18 protein-coding genes are annotated in these 16,027 nt (G+C 72.2%); 16 read left to right on the forward strand and 2 right to left on the reverse strand.

Annotated elements, in window-relative coordinates:
- Positions 1-9: 9 nt before the first annotated feature.
- Entirely contained in the window at positions 10-237 is a 228-nt protein-coding gene (locus MWM08_RS20730) for a hypothetical protein (protein WP_244408402.1), read from the reverse strand.
- Between the two features lie 588 nt (positions 238-825).
- On the opposite strand from MWM08_RS20730, the gene MWM08_RS20735 reads away from it, so the two are divergent.
- The 14 genes from MWM08_RS20735 to MWM08_RS20800 all read left to right on the forward strand — a co-directional run bounded on the left by MWM08_RS20735 (position 826) and on the right by MWM08_RS20800 (position 13,114).
- Positions 826-1,776, forward strand: coding sequence for an ABC transporter substrate-binding protein (locus MWM08_RS20735; protein ID WP_244408403.1), 951 nt, complete (start codon positions 826-828; stop codon positions 1,774-1,776).
- A gap of 31 nt (positions 1,777-1,807) precedes the next feature.
- Positions 1,808-2,581, forward strand: coding sequence for an ABC transporter permease (locus MWM08_RS20740; protein ID WP_244408404.1), 774 nt, complete (start codon positions 1,808-1,810; stop codon positions 2,579-2,581).
- The gene (locus MWM08_RS20745) at positions 2,578-3,369 is read left to right on the forward strand and encodes an ABC transporter ATP-binding protein (protein WP_244408406.1); all 792 of its coding nucleotides are present in this window, start codon (positions 2,578-2,580) and stop codon (positions 3,367-3,369) included. The genes MWM08_RS20740 and MWM08_RS20745 overlap by 4 nt, the downstream gene beginning before the upstream one ends.
- 46 nt (positions 3,370-3,415) lie before the next feature.
- The gene (locus MWM08_RS20750; protein ID WP_244408407.1) at positions 3,416-4,195 is read left to right on the forward strand and encodes an SDR family oxidoreductase; all 780 of its coding nucleotides are present in this window, start codon (positions 3,416-3,418) and stop codon (positions 4,193-4,195) included.
- On the forward strand, positions 4,192-4,584 hold the full coding sequence (locus tag MWM08_RS20755) for a dihydroneopterin aldolase (RefSeq protein ID WP_244408408.1): 393 nt from the start codon (positions 4,192-4,194) through the stop codon (positions 4,582-4,584). The genes MWM08_RS20750 and MWM08_RS20755 overlap by 4 nt, the downstream gene beginning before the upstream one ends.
- A gap of 275 nt (positions 4,585-4,859) precedes the next feature.
- Positions 4,860-6,800, forward strand: coding sequence for an excinuclease ABC subunit UvrC (uvrC, locus tag MWM08_RS20760; RefSeq protein WP_244408409.1), 1,941 nt, complete (start codon positions 4,860-4,862; stop codon positions 6,798-6,800).
- Between the two features lie 13 nt (positions 6,801-6,813).
- Complete coding sequence (gene pgsA, locus MWM08_RS20765; protein ID WP_244408410.1) at positions 6,814-7,437, forward strand: CDP-diacylglycerol--glycerol-3-phosphate 3-phosphatidyltransferase; 624 nt, start codon at positions 6,814-6,816, stop codon at positions 7,435-7,437.
- Between the two features lie 64 nt (positions 7,438-7,501).
- On the forward strand, positions 7,502-8,095 hold the full coding sequence (locus MWM08_RS20770) for a hypothetical protein (RefSeq protein WP_244408412.1): 594 nt from the start codon (positions 7,502-7,504) through the stop codon (positions 8,093-8,095).
- A gap of 5 nt (positions 8,096-8,100) precedes the next feature.
- Positions 8,101-8,352, forward strand: coding sequence for a molybdopterin converting factor subunit 1 (moaD, locus tag MWM08_RS20775; RefSeq protein ID WP_244408413.1), 252 nt, complete (start codon positions 8,101-8,103; stop codon positions 8,350-8,352).
- A 1-nt stretch (position 8,353) separates the two neighbouring features.
- Positions 8,354-8,857, forward strand: a complete 504-nt coding sequence (locus MWM08_RS20780) for a molybdenum cofactor biosynthesis protein MoaE (protein WP_244408414.1) — start codon at positions 8,354-8,356, stop codon at positions 8,855-8,857.
- Positions 8,854-9,222, forward strand: coding sequence for a VOC family protein (locus MWM08_RS20785; protein ID WP_244408415.1), 369 nt, complete (start codon positions 8,854-8,856; stop codon positions 9,220-9,222). Before MWM08_RS20780 ends, MWM08_RS20785 begins: the two co-directional genes overlap by 4 nt.
- Entirely contained in the window at positions 9,222-10,580 is a 1,359-nt protein-coding gene (locus MWM08_RS20790; protein ID WP_244408416.1) for a hypothetical protein, read from the forward strand. The genes MWM08_RS20785 and MWM08_RS20790 overlap by 1 nt, the downstream gene beginning before the upstream one ends.
- A complete protein-coding gene (locus MWM08_RS20795) occupies positions 10,577-12,223 on the forward strand; it encodes a hypothetical protein (RefSeq protein ID WP_244408417.1) in 1,647 nt (548 codons plus the stop codon). The genes MWM08_RS20790 and MWM08_RS20795 overlap by 4 nt, the downstream gene beginning before the upstream one ends.
- A gap of 156 nt (positions 12,224-12,379) precedes the next feature.
- On the forward strand, positions 12,380-13,114 hold the full coding sequence (locus MWM08_RS20800; protein WP_244408418.1) for a maleate cis-trans isomerase family protein: 735 nt from the start codon (positions 12,380-12,382) through the stop codon (positions 13,112-13,114).
- 36 nt (positions 13,115-13,150) lie between these two features.
- Here MWM08_RS20800 and MWM08_RS20805 read toward each other — a convergent pair whose 3' ends face one another.
- Positions 13,151-14,278 (reverse strand): M14 family metallopeptidase, encoded by a 1,128-nt coding sequence (locus MWM08_RS20805; RefSeq protein ID WP_244408420.1) that lies wholly within the window; start codon positions 14,276-14,278, stop codon positions 13,151-13,153.
- Between the two features lie 50 nt (positions 14,279-14,328).
- Here MWM08_RS20805 and MWM08_RS20810 point away from each other — a divergent pair, with 50 nt between their 5' ends.
- Positions 14,329-14,949, forward strand: coding sequence for a glutathione S-transferase family protein (locus MWM08_RS20810; protein WP_244408421.1), 621 nt, complete (start codon positions 14,329-14,331; stop codon positions 14,947-14,949).
- 70 nt (positions 14,950-15,019) lie between these two features.
- Positions 15,020-15,991: a Bug family tripartite tricarboxylate transporter substrate binding protein gene (locus MWM08_RS20815; protein WP_244408422.1), complete on the forward strand. Its 972-nt coding sequence runs from the start codon at positions 15,020-15,022 to the stop codon at positions 15,989-15,991.
- The last annotated feature ends 36 nt before the right edge of the window (positions 15,992-16,027 follow it).

Raw genomic sequence — 16,027 nt, forward strand, 5'->3', positions numbered from 1 at the left:
AGCGGCTGGTCAGGCGTGCCCGACCTCGCCGAAGGCCTCGCGATTCGTGGTGCGGACCACTGCGGCGAACAGGCGCAGCGCATCCGGCCCGCCGCGGTCGAGCAGCGCGCCGTGCTCCATTTCCTGCGCCAGGATCTCGGCGTGGTCGGCCAGGGTTTCGGCGGCGCGGCGCAGCGCCTCGCGGGACAGGACCAGCTGCTGGTCGTCGGACAAGAGATTCCACTCGGCAGGCCGCACGGTGTTTCCATCCGTATCTTCCGCCGTCCTGGCGCGGTTCGCGGCTCGGGGGGCCACGCGACGGAGGATGGCAGGGCTGGGTTAACACCGCGTCACTTGGCGGGCGGCGCGGGGGGCTTGTCGGCGGCGGCCGGACCGGGCCGCGGCGGGCGCGGCGGCGTGGACGGGCCGGAGATGACGTCGAAATCGTAGTCGGTGCGCTGCATGGCGGGCCTCCTGTGGCGGGTGCCGGCGGGAGCCTGGTGCCTTTGCGCGGGGCGGGGTGCGAAGGGCCCCGAAACACGAAAGCCGCCAGGTCCTGGCGGCTTTTCGGGTGGAACGATGCTGACGCGTTTCCCTAGGCCGCCGGAGGATACCAGCGGTACCAAAATCGAGCGGTCGGGATGCGGTGCTGCATCATGGGACGGATGCTACGGCGCGGCGGGCGCGTGGCGCAAGGGGGCATTGCCCGCGCGCTGCGCAGCGAGGCGTGTGTGTTGCCGGAATGCCGGGCAGCGTCGCCGGCGCGGCGGGCCGGGGCACCGACGCGGCGCTTGCGCGCGCACCGGCCTTCGCTAGGTTCGGGCGACCCCTACCGGAGCGACACAGATGGACCGCCGCCTTCTCCTCGGCGCCGCCGCCGGCCTGCTGGCCGCCCCGGCCGCGCTGCGCGCCCAGGCCTTCCCCAAGATCACCATCGGCATGTCCGGCTGGACCGGCTTCGCGCCGCTGACGCTGGCCGAACAGGCCGGGCTGTTCCGCGCCAATGGCCTGGATGTCGAGACACGCTTCGTGCCGCAGCGCGAGCGCAACCTGGCCCTGGTGGGCGGCGCGCTGAACTGCGTGGTGACCACGGTCGACACCATGATCCTGTGGGCGAGTGCCGCGCCGCTGGTGCAGGTGCTGGTGCTGGACCGTTCGCGCGGCGGCGATGGCATCGCGGTGCGCCCGGCGATCAATGCCTGGGCCGACCTGCGCGGCAAGACCATCGCGGTGGATGGTGCCGGCACCACGCCGTATTTCGTGCTGGCCTACATGATGCGCGAGAACGGCATGAGCATCCGCGACGTGACCGCCGCGACGCTGGCGCCGCAGCCCGCGGCGCAGGCCTTCGTGGCGGGGCAGTTCGACGGCTGCTCGACCTACGAGCCGTATCTGTCGCAGGTGCGCGCGATGGGGGCGGATCGCGGGAAGATCCTGGCGACCACGCTGGACCACCCCTGCGTGGTCGATACCCTCGCATTCCAGCCAGCCTTCATCCAGGCGAACCCGGAGGCGGTGCGCCGCGTGGTCAAGACCTGGTGGGATGCGCTGGCGATGATCGCGCGCGAACCCGATCGGTCGAACGAGATCATGGGCCGGCGGGTCAACCAGACCGCCGCGCAATTCGCCGCCAGCGCGCAGTACATCGAATGGCTCGACCAGGCGAAGAACCGCGACTACGTCGCGAACGGGCTGCCGCAGTTCATGCAGAAGGCGCACACCGTTCAGCGCGAGACCGGCGTGGTGCGGCAGGACGTGAACCTGGGCGCGCTGCTGAACACGACCTTCCTGGCGTGACGCGCACAGGGGCGCGGGGGGCCGCGCAGGGGTGAAGCCGCTCGTGGCCGTCACGGCCCGCGCCCGGGTGCTGCTGGGCGCGGCCTTCTTCGTGCTGTTCGTGCTGGCCTGGGGGGCGGCGACCTGGTCCGGCTGGGTGCCGCCGCTGTTCCTCGCGAGCCCGGAGAAGACGCTGCGCGCCGGATGGTCGCTGCTGACCGAATTCGGCTTCGCGGGGGATATCGCCATCACCATCTGGCGGGTGTTCGGCGGCTTCGCGATCGCCGCCGCGCTGGGGGTGCCGCTCGGGCTCATGATGGGGGCGTTCAAGCCGGTCGAGGCCTTCTTCGAGCCCTTCATTTCCTTCGCGCGCTACCTGCCCGCTTCCGCTTTCATCCCGCTGCTGATCCTGTGGGCGGGGGTGGGTGAGGCGCAGAAGCTGTCGGTGATCTTCATCGGGTCCTTCTTCCAGGTGGTCATCATGGTGGCGGTGATCGCGGGTGCCACGCGCATGGACCTGGTGGAAGCCGCCTACACGCTGGGGGCGCGATCGCGCGGGATCGTGCGGCGGGTGATCATCCCGTCGGCCGCGCCGCAGGTGATGGAGACGCTGCGGCTCGTGCTCGGCTGGGCCTGGACCTACGTGATCGTGGCGGAACTGATCGGCGCGACGAGCGGCATCGGCCACATGATCATGGACAGCCAACGGCTGCTGGACACGGGGCAGATGATCTTCGGCATCGTGGTCATCGGGGTGATCGGGCTGGTGACGGATTTCCTGTTCAAGGCGCTGAATCGCCGGCTGTTCCCCTGGGCGGCACTGTGAGCGCCAAGACCCTGCGCATCGCAGGCGTGACGCGCACCTTCCCCGGCCAGGGCCGCACCGCGCCCACGCTCGCGCTGCAGCCGACCGACCTGGTCGTGACCCCTGGCGAATTCGTCGCCATCCTCGGCCCCTCGGGCTGCGGCAAGTCGACGCTGCTGCGCATCGTCGCGGGGCTCGACCAACCCAGCGCCGGCACGGTCACGCTGGATGGCGCGCCGGTCACGGCACCCGGTCCCGACCGCGGCATGGTGTTCCAGTCCTACACCCTGTTCCCGTGGCTGACTGTCGCGCAGAACATCCGCTTCGGCCTGGCCGAGCGCGGCCTGCCCGAGGCGGAGCAGCGCGACATCGCTGCGCGCTTCATCGCGCGCACCGGCCTGAGCGGCTTCGAGAACCACTGGCCGCGGCAACTGTCTGGCGGGATGCAGCAGCGCTGCGCGCTGGCCCGCGCCCTGGCCAACGACCCCGAGATCCTGCTGCTGGACGAACCCTTCGGCGCGCTGGACCACCAGACGCGCGAATTGATGCAGGAACTGCTGCTGGAAATCTGGGAAGCGGATCGCAAGACCGTCCTGTTCGTCACCCACGACATCGACGAGGCGATCTTCCTGGCCAACCGCGTCGTGGTGATGTCGGCACGCCCCGGCCGCATCAAGGCCGAGGTCGCGGTGCCGCTGCCCCACCCGCGCGACTGGACCATGAAGACCAGCCCGGACTTCGCCGCGCTCAAGGCGCGCCTGATGGGCGAGATCCGAGACGAGGTACGCCGCGCCGCCGCGGCGGCATGACGCGCGCGGGGTGACGCTGGCGCGCCACGGGCCTACATGGCCCGGAATGCACGACGCCGTTCCTTCCACGATTCCCCGCGCTGCCCTGGTCACCGGCGGCGCCAAGCGCCTTGGCCGTGCCATGGCCCTGGCGCTCGCCGAAGCCGGCTTCGATGTCGCGATCCACTACGGCACGAGCGCCACGGAGGCCGAGGGCACCGTGGCCGAGATCGTGGCGCTGGGCCGCCGGGCCGTCGCGCTGCGCGCCGACCTGGCGCGCGAGGCCGAGGTCACCGCCCTGATGCCCGCCGCCACCGCCGCGCTCGGGCCGATCGGCGTGCTGGTGAACAACGCCTCGACCTTCGAACGCGACGAATGGCACGACGCCACGCGCGACTCCTGGGACATGCATGTCGAACCCAACCTGCGCGCGCCCTTCGTGCTGGCGCAGGGCTTCGCTCGGGCCCTGCCGGGGCAGGCCGAGGGCGTCGTGGTCAACCTGCTCGATCAGCGCGTGTGGTCGCTGACGCCGCATTTCGTATCCTACACGGTGTCGAAGGCCGGGTTGTGGGCGCTGACGCAGTCGCTGGCGCTGGCCCTCGCACCCCGCATCCGTGTGAACGGGATCGGCCCGGGCCCCGCCTTGCCGAGCCCGCGGCAGTCGCGCGAACAATTCGATCGGCAATGCGCATCGGTGCCGCTGCAGCGCGGCACCTCGCCCGACGAAGTGGCGCGCGCGCTGATGGCGATCCTGGCGCTGCCATCCATGACGGGGCAGATGATCGCGCTTGATGGCGGGCAGCACATGCAGTGGGCGCCGCACCATGCCGGAGTGCCCGAGGAATGAGCTTCGCCCCCGATGCCGCGCGCGGCCTGCGCCATGTCTTCGTGCGTGGGCTGACGCTGCAGGCGCTGCTTGGCGTGCATGCGCACGAGATCGCGCAGCCCCAGCGTGTAGTCATCGGCATCGATCTCGCGGTGCTGGACGATGCGGCGCCGTCGGGCGAAGGCCCGGACACGCTTTCGCGCGTGGTCGACTACGGCGCCGTTGCCGCGACCGCGCGCAACATCGCCGCGGCGGGGCATGTGCGGCTGTGCGAAACACTGGCCGAACGCATCGCCGTGGCGCTGCTGGGCGATGCGCGCGTGCAACGTGTGAGGGTATCCGTGGAGAAGCCGGAAATCCTCCCGGATGTGACCAGCGTCGGCGTTGTCGTTGAAAGGACGCGATTTTGAAACGCGCGCCCGGCGCGGTTTGTCCACTGCGCCTGGGCCGCCCACTTGCGGGAGGCGGCGTCAAGGGCAGAATCCGTCTTGACCCATTCCAGGCCCCGGCGCAGGCCAAGTTTCCTCAACGAAATCAGTATGTTGTCAGAATCAGCCTGGATCGCCCAAATCAGTGGCAAGTCGTTGAAACCGTCGTGTAACAAGGGCTCGGCCCCAATGCGCGGAACTTCCCCCACAGACTTATCCACAAGCTTCGTGGACAAGATCGGCGTTCGGCCCGGCGCATGATTGCAACCGACGCCGATCCCGCACCGACCGACGGCCTGGCGGTCATCGAAGCCGCGCTGGCCACGCTGCCGCTCGCGCCGGGCGTGTACCGGATGCTCGATGCGAAAGGCGATGCACTCTACGTGGGCAAGGCGCGCTCGCTGAAGAAGCGCGTCACCTCCTATACGCAGGTTGCGCGGCTGTCGGAACGGCTGCGGCGGATGGTGTTCGAGACGCGCAGCCTCGAGGTGGTGACGACCGCGAGCGAGGCCGAGGCGCTGCTGCTCGAGGCGAACTTCATCAAGCGCCTGCGGCCGCGCTTCAACATCGTGCTGCGCGACGACAAATCCTACCCGTGGCTGATGCTGTCGGACGACCATCCCTATCCGCAGATCGCCAAGCATCGCGGCGAACGTCGCAAGGGCGCGACCTACTACGGGCCCTTCGCGTCGGTCTGGGCGGTGAACCAGACCATCACGGCGTTGCAGCGCGTGTTCCTGCTGCGGTCCTGCCGCGACACGGTGTTCGACCAGCGCACGCGGCCCTGCCTGCTGTTCCAGATCAAGCGCTGTTCCGCGCCCTGCGTCGAGCGCATCAGCCAGGAGGGCTATCGCGACCTGGTGCGCGAGGCGAAGGAGTTCCTGTCGGGCGGCACGCCATCCATCCAGAAGCGCCTGGCGACGGAAATGGAAACCGCCGCCGAGAACCTGGAGTTCGAGCGCGCGGCCGCGCTGCGGGACCGCATCCGCGGCCTGACGCATGTGCAGGGCCATGACCGCGTGAACCTCGATGGCGTCGGCGATGCAGATGTGGTGGCGCTGCACCAGGCGGCGGGCCAGGCCTGCGTGCAGGTCTTCTTCTTCCGCGGCGGGCGCAACAACGGCAACCGGCCCTACTTCCTGTCGACCGCGAAGCAGGAGCAGACGCCCGAGGAGGTTATGGCGACCTTCCTCGCGCAGCTCTACGACGACCTGCCGCCGCCGCCGTTGGTGCTGCTCAGCCACGAACCGGCCGAGGCGGCGCTGATCGCCGAGGCGCTGACGCTCAAGGCCGGCCGGCGCGTCGAACTCCATCGCCCGCAGCGCGGCGACAAGAAGTCGGTGGTCGAGCACGCCGCGACCAATGCGCGCGAGGCGCTGGAACGCCGGCTCGCGGAAGGCACCGCGCAGGCGCAGCTGCTCGATGGCGTGGGCACCATGTTCGGCCTGCCGGCCGCGCCCGAGCGGATCGAGATCTACGACAACAGCCATATCCAGGGTGCGAACCCCTATGGCGTGATGGTGGTGGCTGGCCCGTCCGGCTTCATGAAGCAGGCCTACCGCAAGTTCTCGATCAAATCCGCACAGGGCAATGACGACTTCGCCATGATGCGCGAGGTCTTCGAACGCCGCTTCGGGCGCGCGCTGCGCGAGGATCCGGGCCGCGAAGGCGAGGCCTGGCCCGACCTGGTGTTGATCGATGGCGGTGCCGGGCAGCTCTCGGCGGCGCAGTCCGTGATGGCCGAACTGGGTGTCGAGGACGTGCCGCTGGTGGCGGTGGCCAAGGGCCCGGACCGCGATGCCGGGCGGGAATGGTTCCACATGGCCGGGCGCGACCCGGTGCAGCTGCCCCCGCGCGACCCGGTGCTGTACTACCTGCAGCGGCTGCGCGACGAGGCGCACCGCTTCGCCATATCGGCGCACCGGGCCGGGCGGTCGAAGGCGCTGACGAAGTCCGAACTGGACGACATCCCAGGCGTTGGCACCGCCATCAAACGCAGGCTGCTCAACCATTTCGGGTCGGCCCGCGGGGTGCGCCAGGCGGGGCTAGCGGATCTCGAGGCCTGCCCCGGGATCGGCCCAGCGGTGGCGCGGCGGGTGCACGACCACTTCCACCCCGGCGCCGCCAGCCCTCCGCGTAACGCCGCCCCCGCGCCAACCCGCCCCGTGACGGTGGCCCCGCGCGACGGGACCGGCTAAGCAGGCGGGCGCCATGCCGACCGACCTGCCCAACCTGCTGACCGTCTCCCGGATCGCCGCCATCCCGGTGCTGGTGGCGCTGGCCGCGGTCGCCGCGCCCTGGGCCGACATGGCGGCCTGCGTGATCTTCGCCGCCGCCGGCATCACCGATTACTTCGACGGCAAGATCGCGCGCGACCGCGGTGTCACCTCCTCCTTCGGGCGGATGCTGGACCCGATCGCAGACAAGCTGCTGGTAGGCGCGGCGCTGATGATGCTGGTCGGGCTCGACCGGCTGTCGCATGCGGCGCTGTATCCCGCCATCGTGATCATGCTGCGCGAGATCGCCGTCTCGGGCCTGCGGGAATACCTGGCGGAGCTGCGCGTCGGCCTGCCGGTGACCAAGCTGGCCAAGTGGAAGACCGGCTTCCAGATGGGCGCGGTCGGCACGCTGCTGGCGGGGGATACCGGCGCGGGCACGATTGGCCTGGGTTTCCTGCCGGTGTCGCTGATCGGGGAGGTCGGGCTGTGGATCGCGGCTGCGCTGACGCTCGCGACAGGCTGGGACTACCTGCAGGCCGGGCTGAGCCATGCCGGGCGCGCCGACGCGGCGGCATCCGCCGCGGCGGATGCGCGCGAGACGGCCCTGCGGCCTTGAGCCGCGCGCGGTGCAGGATCATCTTCAACCCATAACGACGGGGCGGACAGCGATGCGACGCGCAATGGCGGGCGGAACCCTGGGACTGGCGGTGGCACTGGCCGCCTGCGGTCCCGACCCCGGGCCGTCCTGGAACATGTCGAGCCGCCCGGCGGTCGAGGGCGACAGCCTGACCATTCAGCGCGTCACCGGCGGCGACCCGGAATTCACCACGCTGCGCAGCGAGGACCCGGCCCGGCTGCGCGAGACGGCGAGCGCGCTGCTGAGTTCCCGGCCCACCTCGCCCGAGGCGGCGATGCGCGGGATCCCGGACTATGCTCCGGTCGCGCGGCCCGCCGTGGACGCCGCCACTGGAACGCCGCCGCCGCGGGTGGGCAGTTCCACCCCGCCGTCGATCGTCGCGCCCATCCCGGAGCCCGAGCGTGCGCGGGTGTCCGCCCCGCTGCCGCCGGTGCGCCCGGCCACCCCGCCGGTGCGCGAGACGACGCGGCCGGTGACCATTCCGGGTGAACCGACGGGCACCGTCTCCGGCACCGGGCGCATCCAGACCTATACCCAGCCGGGCAATCCCGCCGGTAGCGTGGCGATCCAGGATGGCGGCACCACCACCATCATCCAGCCGGGCGGGCGCGTGACCACCGTGCCGACGCCGCGCTGACCACCATGCGCGTGCTGTATTTCGCCTGGGTGCGGCAGAAGGTCGGGATCGCCGAGGAGGAGGTGGCACCGCCGGCCGACGTCCGCGACGTGGCCAGCCTGGTCGCCTGGCTGGCCGCCCGCACGCCGGGCCACGCCGCCGCGTTCGCCGACCGCAAGCAGGTGCGCGCCGCGGTGAACCAGGATTTCGCCACCCCCGACCACCCGGTCGCGGCGAATGACGAGGTCGCCTTCTTCCCCCCCGTCACCGGCGGCTGACATGGCCCGGGTCCTGGTGCAGGACGCCCCCTTCGACATCGCCGCCGAGACCGCGGCGCTGACGGCGGGGCGGACGGATGTCGGCGGCGTCGGGTCGTTCGTCGGGCTGTGCCGCGCCGATGACGGGCTGTCGGCGCTGGTGCTGGAACACTATCCGGGCATGACCGAGCGCGCGATCAAGCGCATCGTCGACGAGGCCGAGGCGCGCTGGCCGCTGACCGCCTGCACCGTGATCCATCGCGTGGGGCGCATCCTGCCCGGCGAAGGGATCGTGCTGGTGCTGACCGCCTCGGCGCATCGGGCCGCCGCACTCGAATCCTGCGCCTTCCTGATCGACTGGCTGAAGACCCGCGCGCCGTTCTGGAAGCGCGAGGAATTCGACGGCGGTGCTGAGCGCTGGGTCGCGGCACGCGCCGAGGACGACGCCGCGACGGCGCGCTGGGAGCGCGACATGGCGAGCGCACGCCGCGGGCAGGATACCCCCGCGCGCCAGGCCAAGGCGTGACGCCCGCTCTCGCCCTCGCGGAGGTGGTCATCCCCTGCCGCGACGTAATCCGCCAGCGCGCCTTCTACGAACGCATCCTGGAACGCCCGCCGGCCGACGCCCGCGCCGGGCTGGTGCGCTTCGACCTGGGTGCCATCGCGCTGGTGCTGCGCATGCGCGGCGACGCGCTGTTCCCACGCGAGGGCACGCCCGGCGTGATGCTGTCCTTCCGCCTGACGACCCGCGACGAACTCGAACGCTGGCATCGCCGGCTGCTGATGGCGCAGGTCGCGGTACTGGACGGCCCCGCGGCACGCCCGGGCGGCGGCATGGACCTTCTGGTGGCCGACCCCGAGGGCAACGTGCTGGCCCTGGCTGCGCCCTGATGGCGGCCGCACTGGCGGTGGTGGCCGGCGCGCTGCTGCTCGCCTGGCCGGCGCTGCTGAACGGCTACCCGCTGGTGTTCAGCGACACCGGTGGCTTTCTGCACCAGACGCTCGGCCCGCTGATGCTGTGGGACAAGCCGTGGGTCTATGGGCCGCTGCTGCATGCCTTCCACTGGCGCGCGACGCTGTGGCTGCCGCTGGCGGGCCAGGCGCTGCTGGTCTCGGCGATGCTGTGGCTGGTGCAGCGCGTGCTGCGCGGCGCGCCGGGACACGCGGGCGCGGCGACGCCTGGGGCGCACCTGGCGGTGTGCGTCGTCGCGGCAACGCTAACCACCGCGCCGTTCACCGTCGCGCTGCTGATGCCGGATGTCCTGACCGCGCCGATGGTGCTGGCGTTGGGGCTGCTGGGTTTCGCGCGGGAGAGGCTGTCGGGTCGCGAGGCCGCCTGGCTGGTGCTGGTCGCGACGCTCGGCATCGCGGCGCATCTGTCGCATGTGCCGATCGGCCTCGCGCTCGCGCTGCTGCCGCTGCTGGCGCTGCGCGTGCGCGGCGCGCTGCTGGCGGGGCTGCCGCTGGTGCTGGGCGTGGCGCTGGTGGTGGGCACGAACGCGGTGGGGCATGGGCGCGCCGCGCTCTCGCCGCATGGCGCGACCTTCCTGCTGGCGCGGCTGCAGGCGGATGGCCCGGCGGCGCGGGTGATCCAGGCGCGCTGCCCGGATGCCGGGTGGTACCTGTGTGCCTTCGCCGACCGGCTGCCGATGGATGCCAACGACTTCCTGTGGGAGGCCGACAGTCCGGTGAACCGCGCGCCGGACGGCACGCCGCGCTTCCTCGGCGGCGCCATGCTGTCCCCGGAAGCCGGCGTGATCGTGGGCGAGACACTGCGCGCGGAGCCCATCGCCGTGGCGCGCGCGGTACTGCACAATACGGTCATGCAACTTCTCACCGCCGGGATCGGGGATACGCTCGGACCGGAGAACCTGGCCGCCGCGCTGCACCCGCGTATCGCGGAAGGCTTCCCCGCGCGCGAAACCGCGGCCTTCGAGGCCTCGCTGCAGATGCGCGGGGAGTTGCGCGCGGCGGTGGCACCGCTGGCGCTGCTGCATGCGCTGGTGCTGCTGGCCACGCTGCCGGTGCTGCTGGCGGCGGGATGGCGCACCTGGCGGGCGGGCGATGCGGTGCGTGTCGGCCTGCTGGCGGCGGTGCTGGTGGGCGTTGTCGGCAATGCCGCGGCGACGGGCGGGCTGTCGGGCGTCTTCCCGCGCTACCAGGCCCGGATCGCCTGGCTGCTGCCGGTGGTCGCGCTGCTGCTGCTGCTGCTGCCGCAGCGCCCGGCGGGGCGGGAGGCCGGCGCGTGATCGGGGGCGGCGGCGGCCCGGACCCCGCCAGCCCGGGGCGGCGGCGTGTGGCCTCTGCCACCGGCCTGCCGCCCAGCCTGGCGGACCTGTCGCGCCGCGACGCGGAAGCCGCGGAGGCCGCCCGCAAGGCTGCCGAGGAGCGCGCGCGCATCGCCGAGGCCGAGGCGAGGGCGCCGGGTGAACGGCTGCCGAACCCTGCCGGCCCGTCGCCATCGGCACGCGCGTGGCGGCTGCCGGCCCCGTTGCGCGGCGCGCTGTCGATCGCGGCGATCCTGCTCGGCGCGGCGATGCTCGCTTGGCCGGCGGTGCTGAACGGCTATCCGCTGGTGTTCATCGACAGCGTCTCCTACCTCGGCCAGACGCTGTTTCCGGAGTGGCCGTGGGACAAGACGCCGGCCTATGGCGCCTTGCTGCACGGGTTCCACTGGGGCTGGTCGCTCTGGCCGGCGCTGGCGGGGCAGGCGCTGATCCTGTCGCACCTGCTGTGGGTGGCGCAGCGCGCCGCGCGGGGCGGTATCACGCCTTTCGCGCATGTGGCGCTGTGCGCCGGGATGGCGGCGCTGACGACGCTGCCGTGGTTCGCCGCGACCCTGATGCCCGATGTCTTCGCCGGCGTCGCGCCGCTGTGCCTGCTGCTGCTGGGGCTGGCGCGGGAGAGGCTGTCGCGCGGGGAGGCCGCCTGGCTGACGCTGCTCGGCGCCGTGGCGGTGGCCGCGCACCTGTCGCACCTGCCGACGGCGCTGGCGCTGGTCGTGTTCGTCGCGGTGGCGATGCGCAGCGTGATGGCGCCACTGCGCGCGGCGCTGCCCATCGCGATTGCCGTCGGCGCGCTGGTGGGTGCGAACGCCTGGGCCTTCGGCAAGCCCACCCTGTCACCGCACGGCGCGGTGTTCTTGCTGGCGCGGCTGCAGGCCGATGGCCCGGCCGCACGCACCATCCGCTTCGCCTGCCCGCGGTCGGGCTGGCACCTGTGCGGCTTCGCGGCGCGCATGCCGATGGATAGCGACCATTTCCTCTGGAGCCCCGAAGGCCCACCCAACCGCCAGCCGAATGGCACGCCGATCCGGATGGGCGCGATGCGTCTCGCGCCCGAGGCGGCGGAGATCCTCGGCCGGACGCTGCGCGAGCGCCCGGGCGAGGTCGCCGCCGCGATGGCGCGCAACACGCTGGCGCAGGCCGGCATGGTCGAGGTCGGGGATACGCTGGGGAACCGTCATTTGGCGGCCTCGGCGCGGCGGGCCATCGCGGTGCTGCCGCCGTCGGAACTCGCCGCATTCGACGCAGGGGCGCAGATGCGCGGCGCGCTGCCCGCGCTGGCCGCGCCCTATCTGGTGCCGCATCGCGCCGTGCTGCTGGCGAGCCTGGCGCTGCTGCTGGCCGCGCTGGTGCTGGCGTTGGCGCGGCGCGACCGGGTGCGCTTCGCGCTGGTGGGGGGGCTGCTGCTGGCTGTGGCGGTGAATGCCTTCGCGACCGGCGCGCTCTCGGCGCCGGTCGATCGGTATGGCGCGCGCATCGTGTGGCTGCTGCCGCTGGCGGCGGTGCTGGGCCTGGCGCCACGCTTCGCGGGCGCGCTGACCGACAACGAACGGGTGCGCGCGCGCATGGCGGCGCTGCAGCCGGCGCCCGCCGGATCGAAGGATTGAGTGCCCGTGTGAGAATGCGCCCATTGGCGCCATCGCGACGTCCGGCACCGGCCCGCACCCGGCCACTCGTTCCAAGAGACGCAGCTGGGTGGCCGGGGTCAGTGCCGTACTTGTCCAAACGACACTGAGCGGCAGGACCGCAGGAGGCGCCGGCGCATGGCGGATCGATTGGCGGTACGGCTCAAGCTCGGCATCCTCGTGCCGGCCTTCAACGCGACGGCGCAGCCGGAGATGGAATCGCTCCGCCCGCCCGGCGTCACCAACCATGTCGCGCGCATCGACATGCCCGACCGCAATCTGGCGGCGGATGCCGACCAGGTGGCCGTGGTCGAGAGCCTCGGCGCCGACCTGTTCGGCGCGCTGGCGCGGGTGATGAAGGTGCGCCCGGGCGCGGTGGTGCTGGGCATCTCGGTGCCGTGCTTCTGGGCCGGCACCGCCGGCGGCGCGGCCCTGCGCGGCCGGCTCGAGGCGGCGGCGGGGGTGCCGGTCGCGACGGCCGATGCCGCCTGCCTCGACCTGCTCGCCCGGCTGCCGGCGCGGCGCATCGGCGTGCTCACGCCGTTCCAGCCGGTGGCGAATGAACGCATCGCCGCCTTCCTGCGCGAGGCCGGCTGCGAAAGCGTGGCGTTCCGGTCGACCGAGGCGGCGTCCAACCTCGCCATCGCGCATGCCGAGGCGTCGGCGATGATCGGCGCGATGCGCAGCCTGGCGGAGGACGGGTGCGAGGTGCTGCTGCAACTGGGCACCAACCTCGCCTTCCTCGACCTCGCGGCCGAGGCGCGGCGCTGGCTCGACCGCCCCTGCTTCGCGGTGAATGCGCTGCTCTATCGCCACGCGTTGCGGCTGGCCGGGATCCAGGACGTGGTGCCAGGCTGCGAGGGGCTGGACTGATGTCGGCAAGGATACGGCCGCTGGGCCGGCGCCGCGCTACTGCCCGCAGAGCCCCACCAGCGCCTGCCGCACCACCTGCCGGCAGCGGGCGATGACCATCTCCTTCCAATCGTCGCGCGCGGGCAGGTAGGCGTCCATCATCTGTGCCTTGATCCCGCGCGTCAGCGGCGCATCCCAGTCCGGCGTGCCCTGCGCATGCAGCCAGTGGTCGGCGCAGAGCGCGCGCTGCATCACCTTCGGGCTGCGCGTGCCGAATTCGAGGTAGGCGAAGGTCAGCCCCGGCCCCACCAGCCGGCCCCAGCCCAGATGCGCCATGCCGTATTGCGGCACGATGATCGACCCGCCGCGCAGCGGTTCGGTCAGCGTCGGGCCGTACCAGGCGCGCAGCCGCGCCGCCGCGGGCTCGTGCGGGTCGGCGCCGGCGATCAGCTCGCCATAGGCATAGGGGCCGAGGCCGGTGTGGAAATCCACCACCGCCACCGCGCGCCCGGCCAGCGTCCAGTCGGCGATGATGCGTTCGCTGGTGGCGCGCGCCCAGCTCGGCGCCAGCCCGCCATAGAACAGCCCGCCCGGATGCGTGTACTGGCCGCTGCCGCGCGCCGTGAGATACGCCGCCTCGCCATGGCGTTCGCGATAGGCCGCCATGCGATCCTCCGCCGCGACCAGCGTCGCTTCCTCGAGGTCGGGCGTGACGAAGGCGTCGGCCAGTTCGCCGTAGCCGGGGTTGGCGGGCACGCCCGCGGCGAAGTCCACGAAGTTGCGGTTGAGGTCCACGCCTTCCTCGGTGGTGCGGCGCCACCAGGCGAAGCCATGCGGATTGATGCCGTGCACCAGCAGGCAGGCGCAGCCATCAGGCAGGCCGTGCGCGCCGGCGCGCTTCAGCCAGTCGATCTGCGGGCCGGCGCCGGCGAAGCCCTCGACGCCATGCGATCCGCTGATCAGCACCAGCACGCGCGGCGCATCGGGCGGGCCGACCCAGGCGGTGTCGCAGGACAGGATCTCGCCGCGCGGGCCGGCCAGCGGATGGGCGTAGCTGCGCAGCTTCGCGCCGGCCGCGGTGGCGGCGGCGACGAAGCGTTCGCGCGCCGTGGCGTAGTCGGTGCAAAACTCGCCGACGGCGAGGTCGGTGAAGGCGTCGCCGATGGCGGGGTCGGGCTGGATCACGCGGATATCCTGTGCTGCGCTCGCACGATCGCCGCAGACGGGACCGCACCATGATCGAAGTCTACGCATCGCCCACCGCGAACTGCCAGAGGGTGACCATCGCGCTTGCAGTGCTCGGCCTGCCGCATCGCGTGGTGGCGGTCGACCGCGCGGCGGGCGAGCAGCGGTCGGAGGCGTTCCTCGCCATCAATCCGGCGGCCGCGGTGCCGGCGATCATCGACCGCGATCCCGCGCTGCCCGCGCCGGTGGTGCTGGCGCAGTCGGGTGCGATCCTCATCTACCTCGCGGAGAAATCCGGCCGGCTGCTGCCGCACGAGGGCGCGGCGCGCGCGCTGACCTTCCAGTGGCTGATGCAGGCGCTGACGGATGCCAATGCCGCCGCGTCGCTGGTGTTCATGGCGCGCCACGGCATCATCCCGGGTGCCGGGGCGGAGGTGCAGGGCTTCCTGGATGCACGGCTCGCGCGCTTCCTCGGCGATGCGGACCGCGTGCTCGCCACGCGCGACCACCTAGCAGGCGAACTTTCCATCGCTGACCTCGCGCTCTATCCGGTGGTGGCGCATCGCTGGCGCGATGCCGAGGTGGCGACGCGGCATCCGTACCTGGCGGCCTGGGCGGAACGCATCGCCGCCCGGCCCGAGGTGGCGGCCATCCTGCCGATCGTGCGCTGACGCCGCGCACCCTTTCGCGCCTGTGCGCGATGCACCATGCTGCACTGCACGATCGGATGGGAGCCGCTTCATGACCCTCGCGCGCCGCAGCCTGCTCGCCACCGCCCTCGTCCTGCCCTCGGTCGCCCGATCCCAGACGCGGTGGTCTCCCGACCGGCCGGTCAGTTTCCTCGCACCCTTCTCGGCCGGCGGCGCCTTCGACGTGACGCAGCGCGCGCTCGCCCGCGCGGTCGAACCCGCGATGGGCCAGCCGATCGCCATCGTGAACCGCACCGGCGCGGCGGGCACCATCATGCTGTCGGAACTGCAGCGGGCGCGGCCGGACGGGCAGACGCTCGGGCTGCTGTCGGTCAACACCAATGCGGTGGCGCCGCAGCTGGTGCAGGTGCCCTTCAACCCGGTGACCGACTTCACGCCGCTGATGCTCTACGGGATCTTCCTCGGCTTCATCGCGGTGGCGCGCAATTCGCCGTTCGGATCGCTGCGGGAGATGGTGCAGTTCGCGCGGCGCGAGCCCGGCAAGCTGACCATCGGCGTCGCCGGCATCGGTGCCAACAGCCACCTGAACATGGCGCGGCTGGCGGCAGAGGAGAACATCGACGTCACCTTCGTGCCCTTCCCCGGCGGCGCGCCAGCGACGACGGCGCTGCTCGGCGGGCATGTCATGTGCGCGGTGGTGGCGGGCGAGGTGCTGCCCGCTGTGCGCGACGGCACGCTGCGGCTGATCGCGATCCTGAACACGATCAAGAGCGAGGAATTCCCCGACGTCCCGACGTTGCCGGAACTGGGATATTCCTGGGGCATTCGGCCGTGGCTCGGCATGGGTGGCCCGCCCGGCCTGCCGGATCCGATTGCCGCGCGCTGGACCGAAGCGCTGCTCGAAGGCATGTCGGCGCCGGTCTTCCAGCAGGCGATGCGATCGGTCGCGATCGTGCCCACGCCGATGCGCCCGGCCGAGATGCGCACCCTGATGGCCGAGAGCTACGTCGAGCACGAGCGCATCGCGCGGGCGATCCGGATCGGGCGCTTCTCGGGCGGGTAGGCGGACGGGCGATGCTTCGGCGCGGGCCGCAGCACC

It is taken from the genome of Roseomonas fluvialis (assembly GCF_022846615.1).
In the GTDB taxonomy this organism is placed as follows: Bacteria; Pseudomonadota; Alphaproteobacteria; order Acetobacterales; family Acetobacteraceae; genus Neoroseomonas; species Neoroseomonas fluvialis.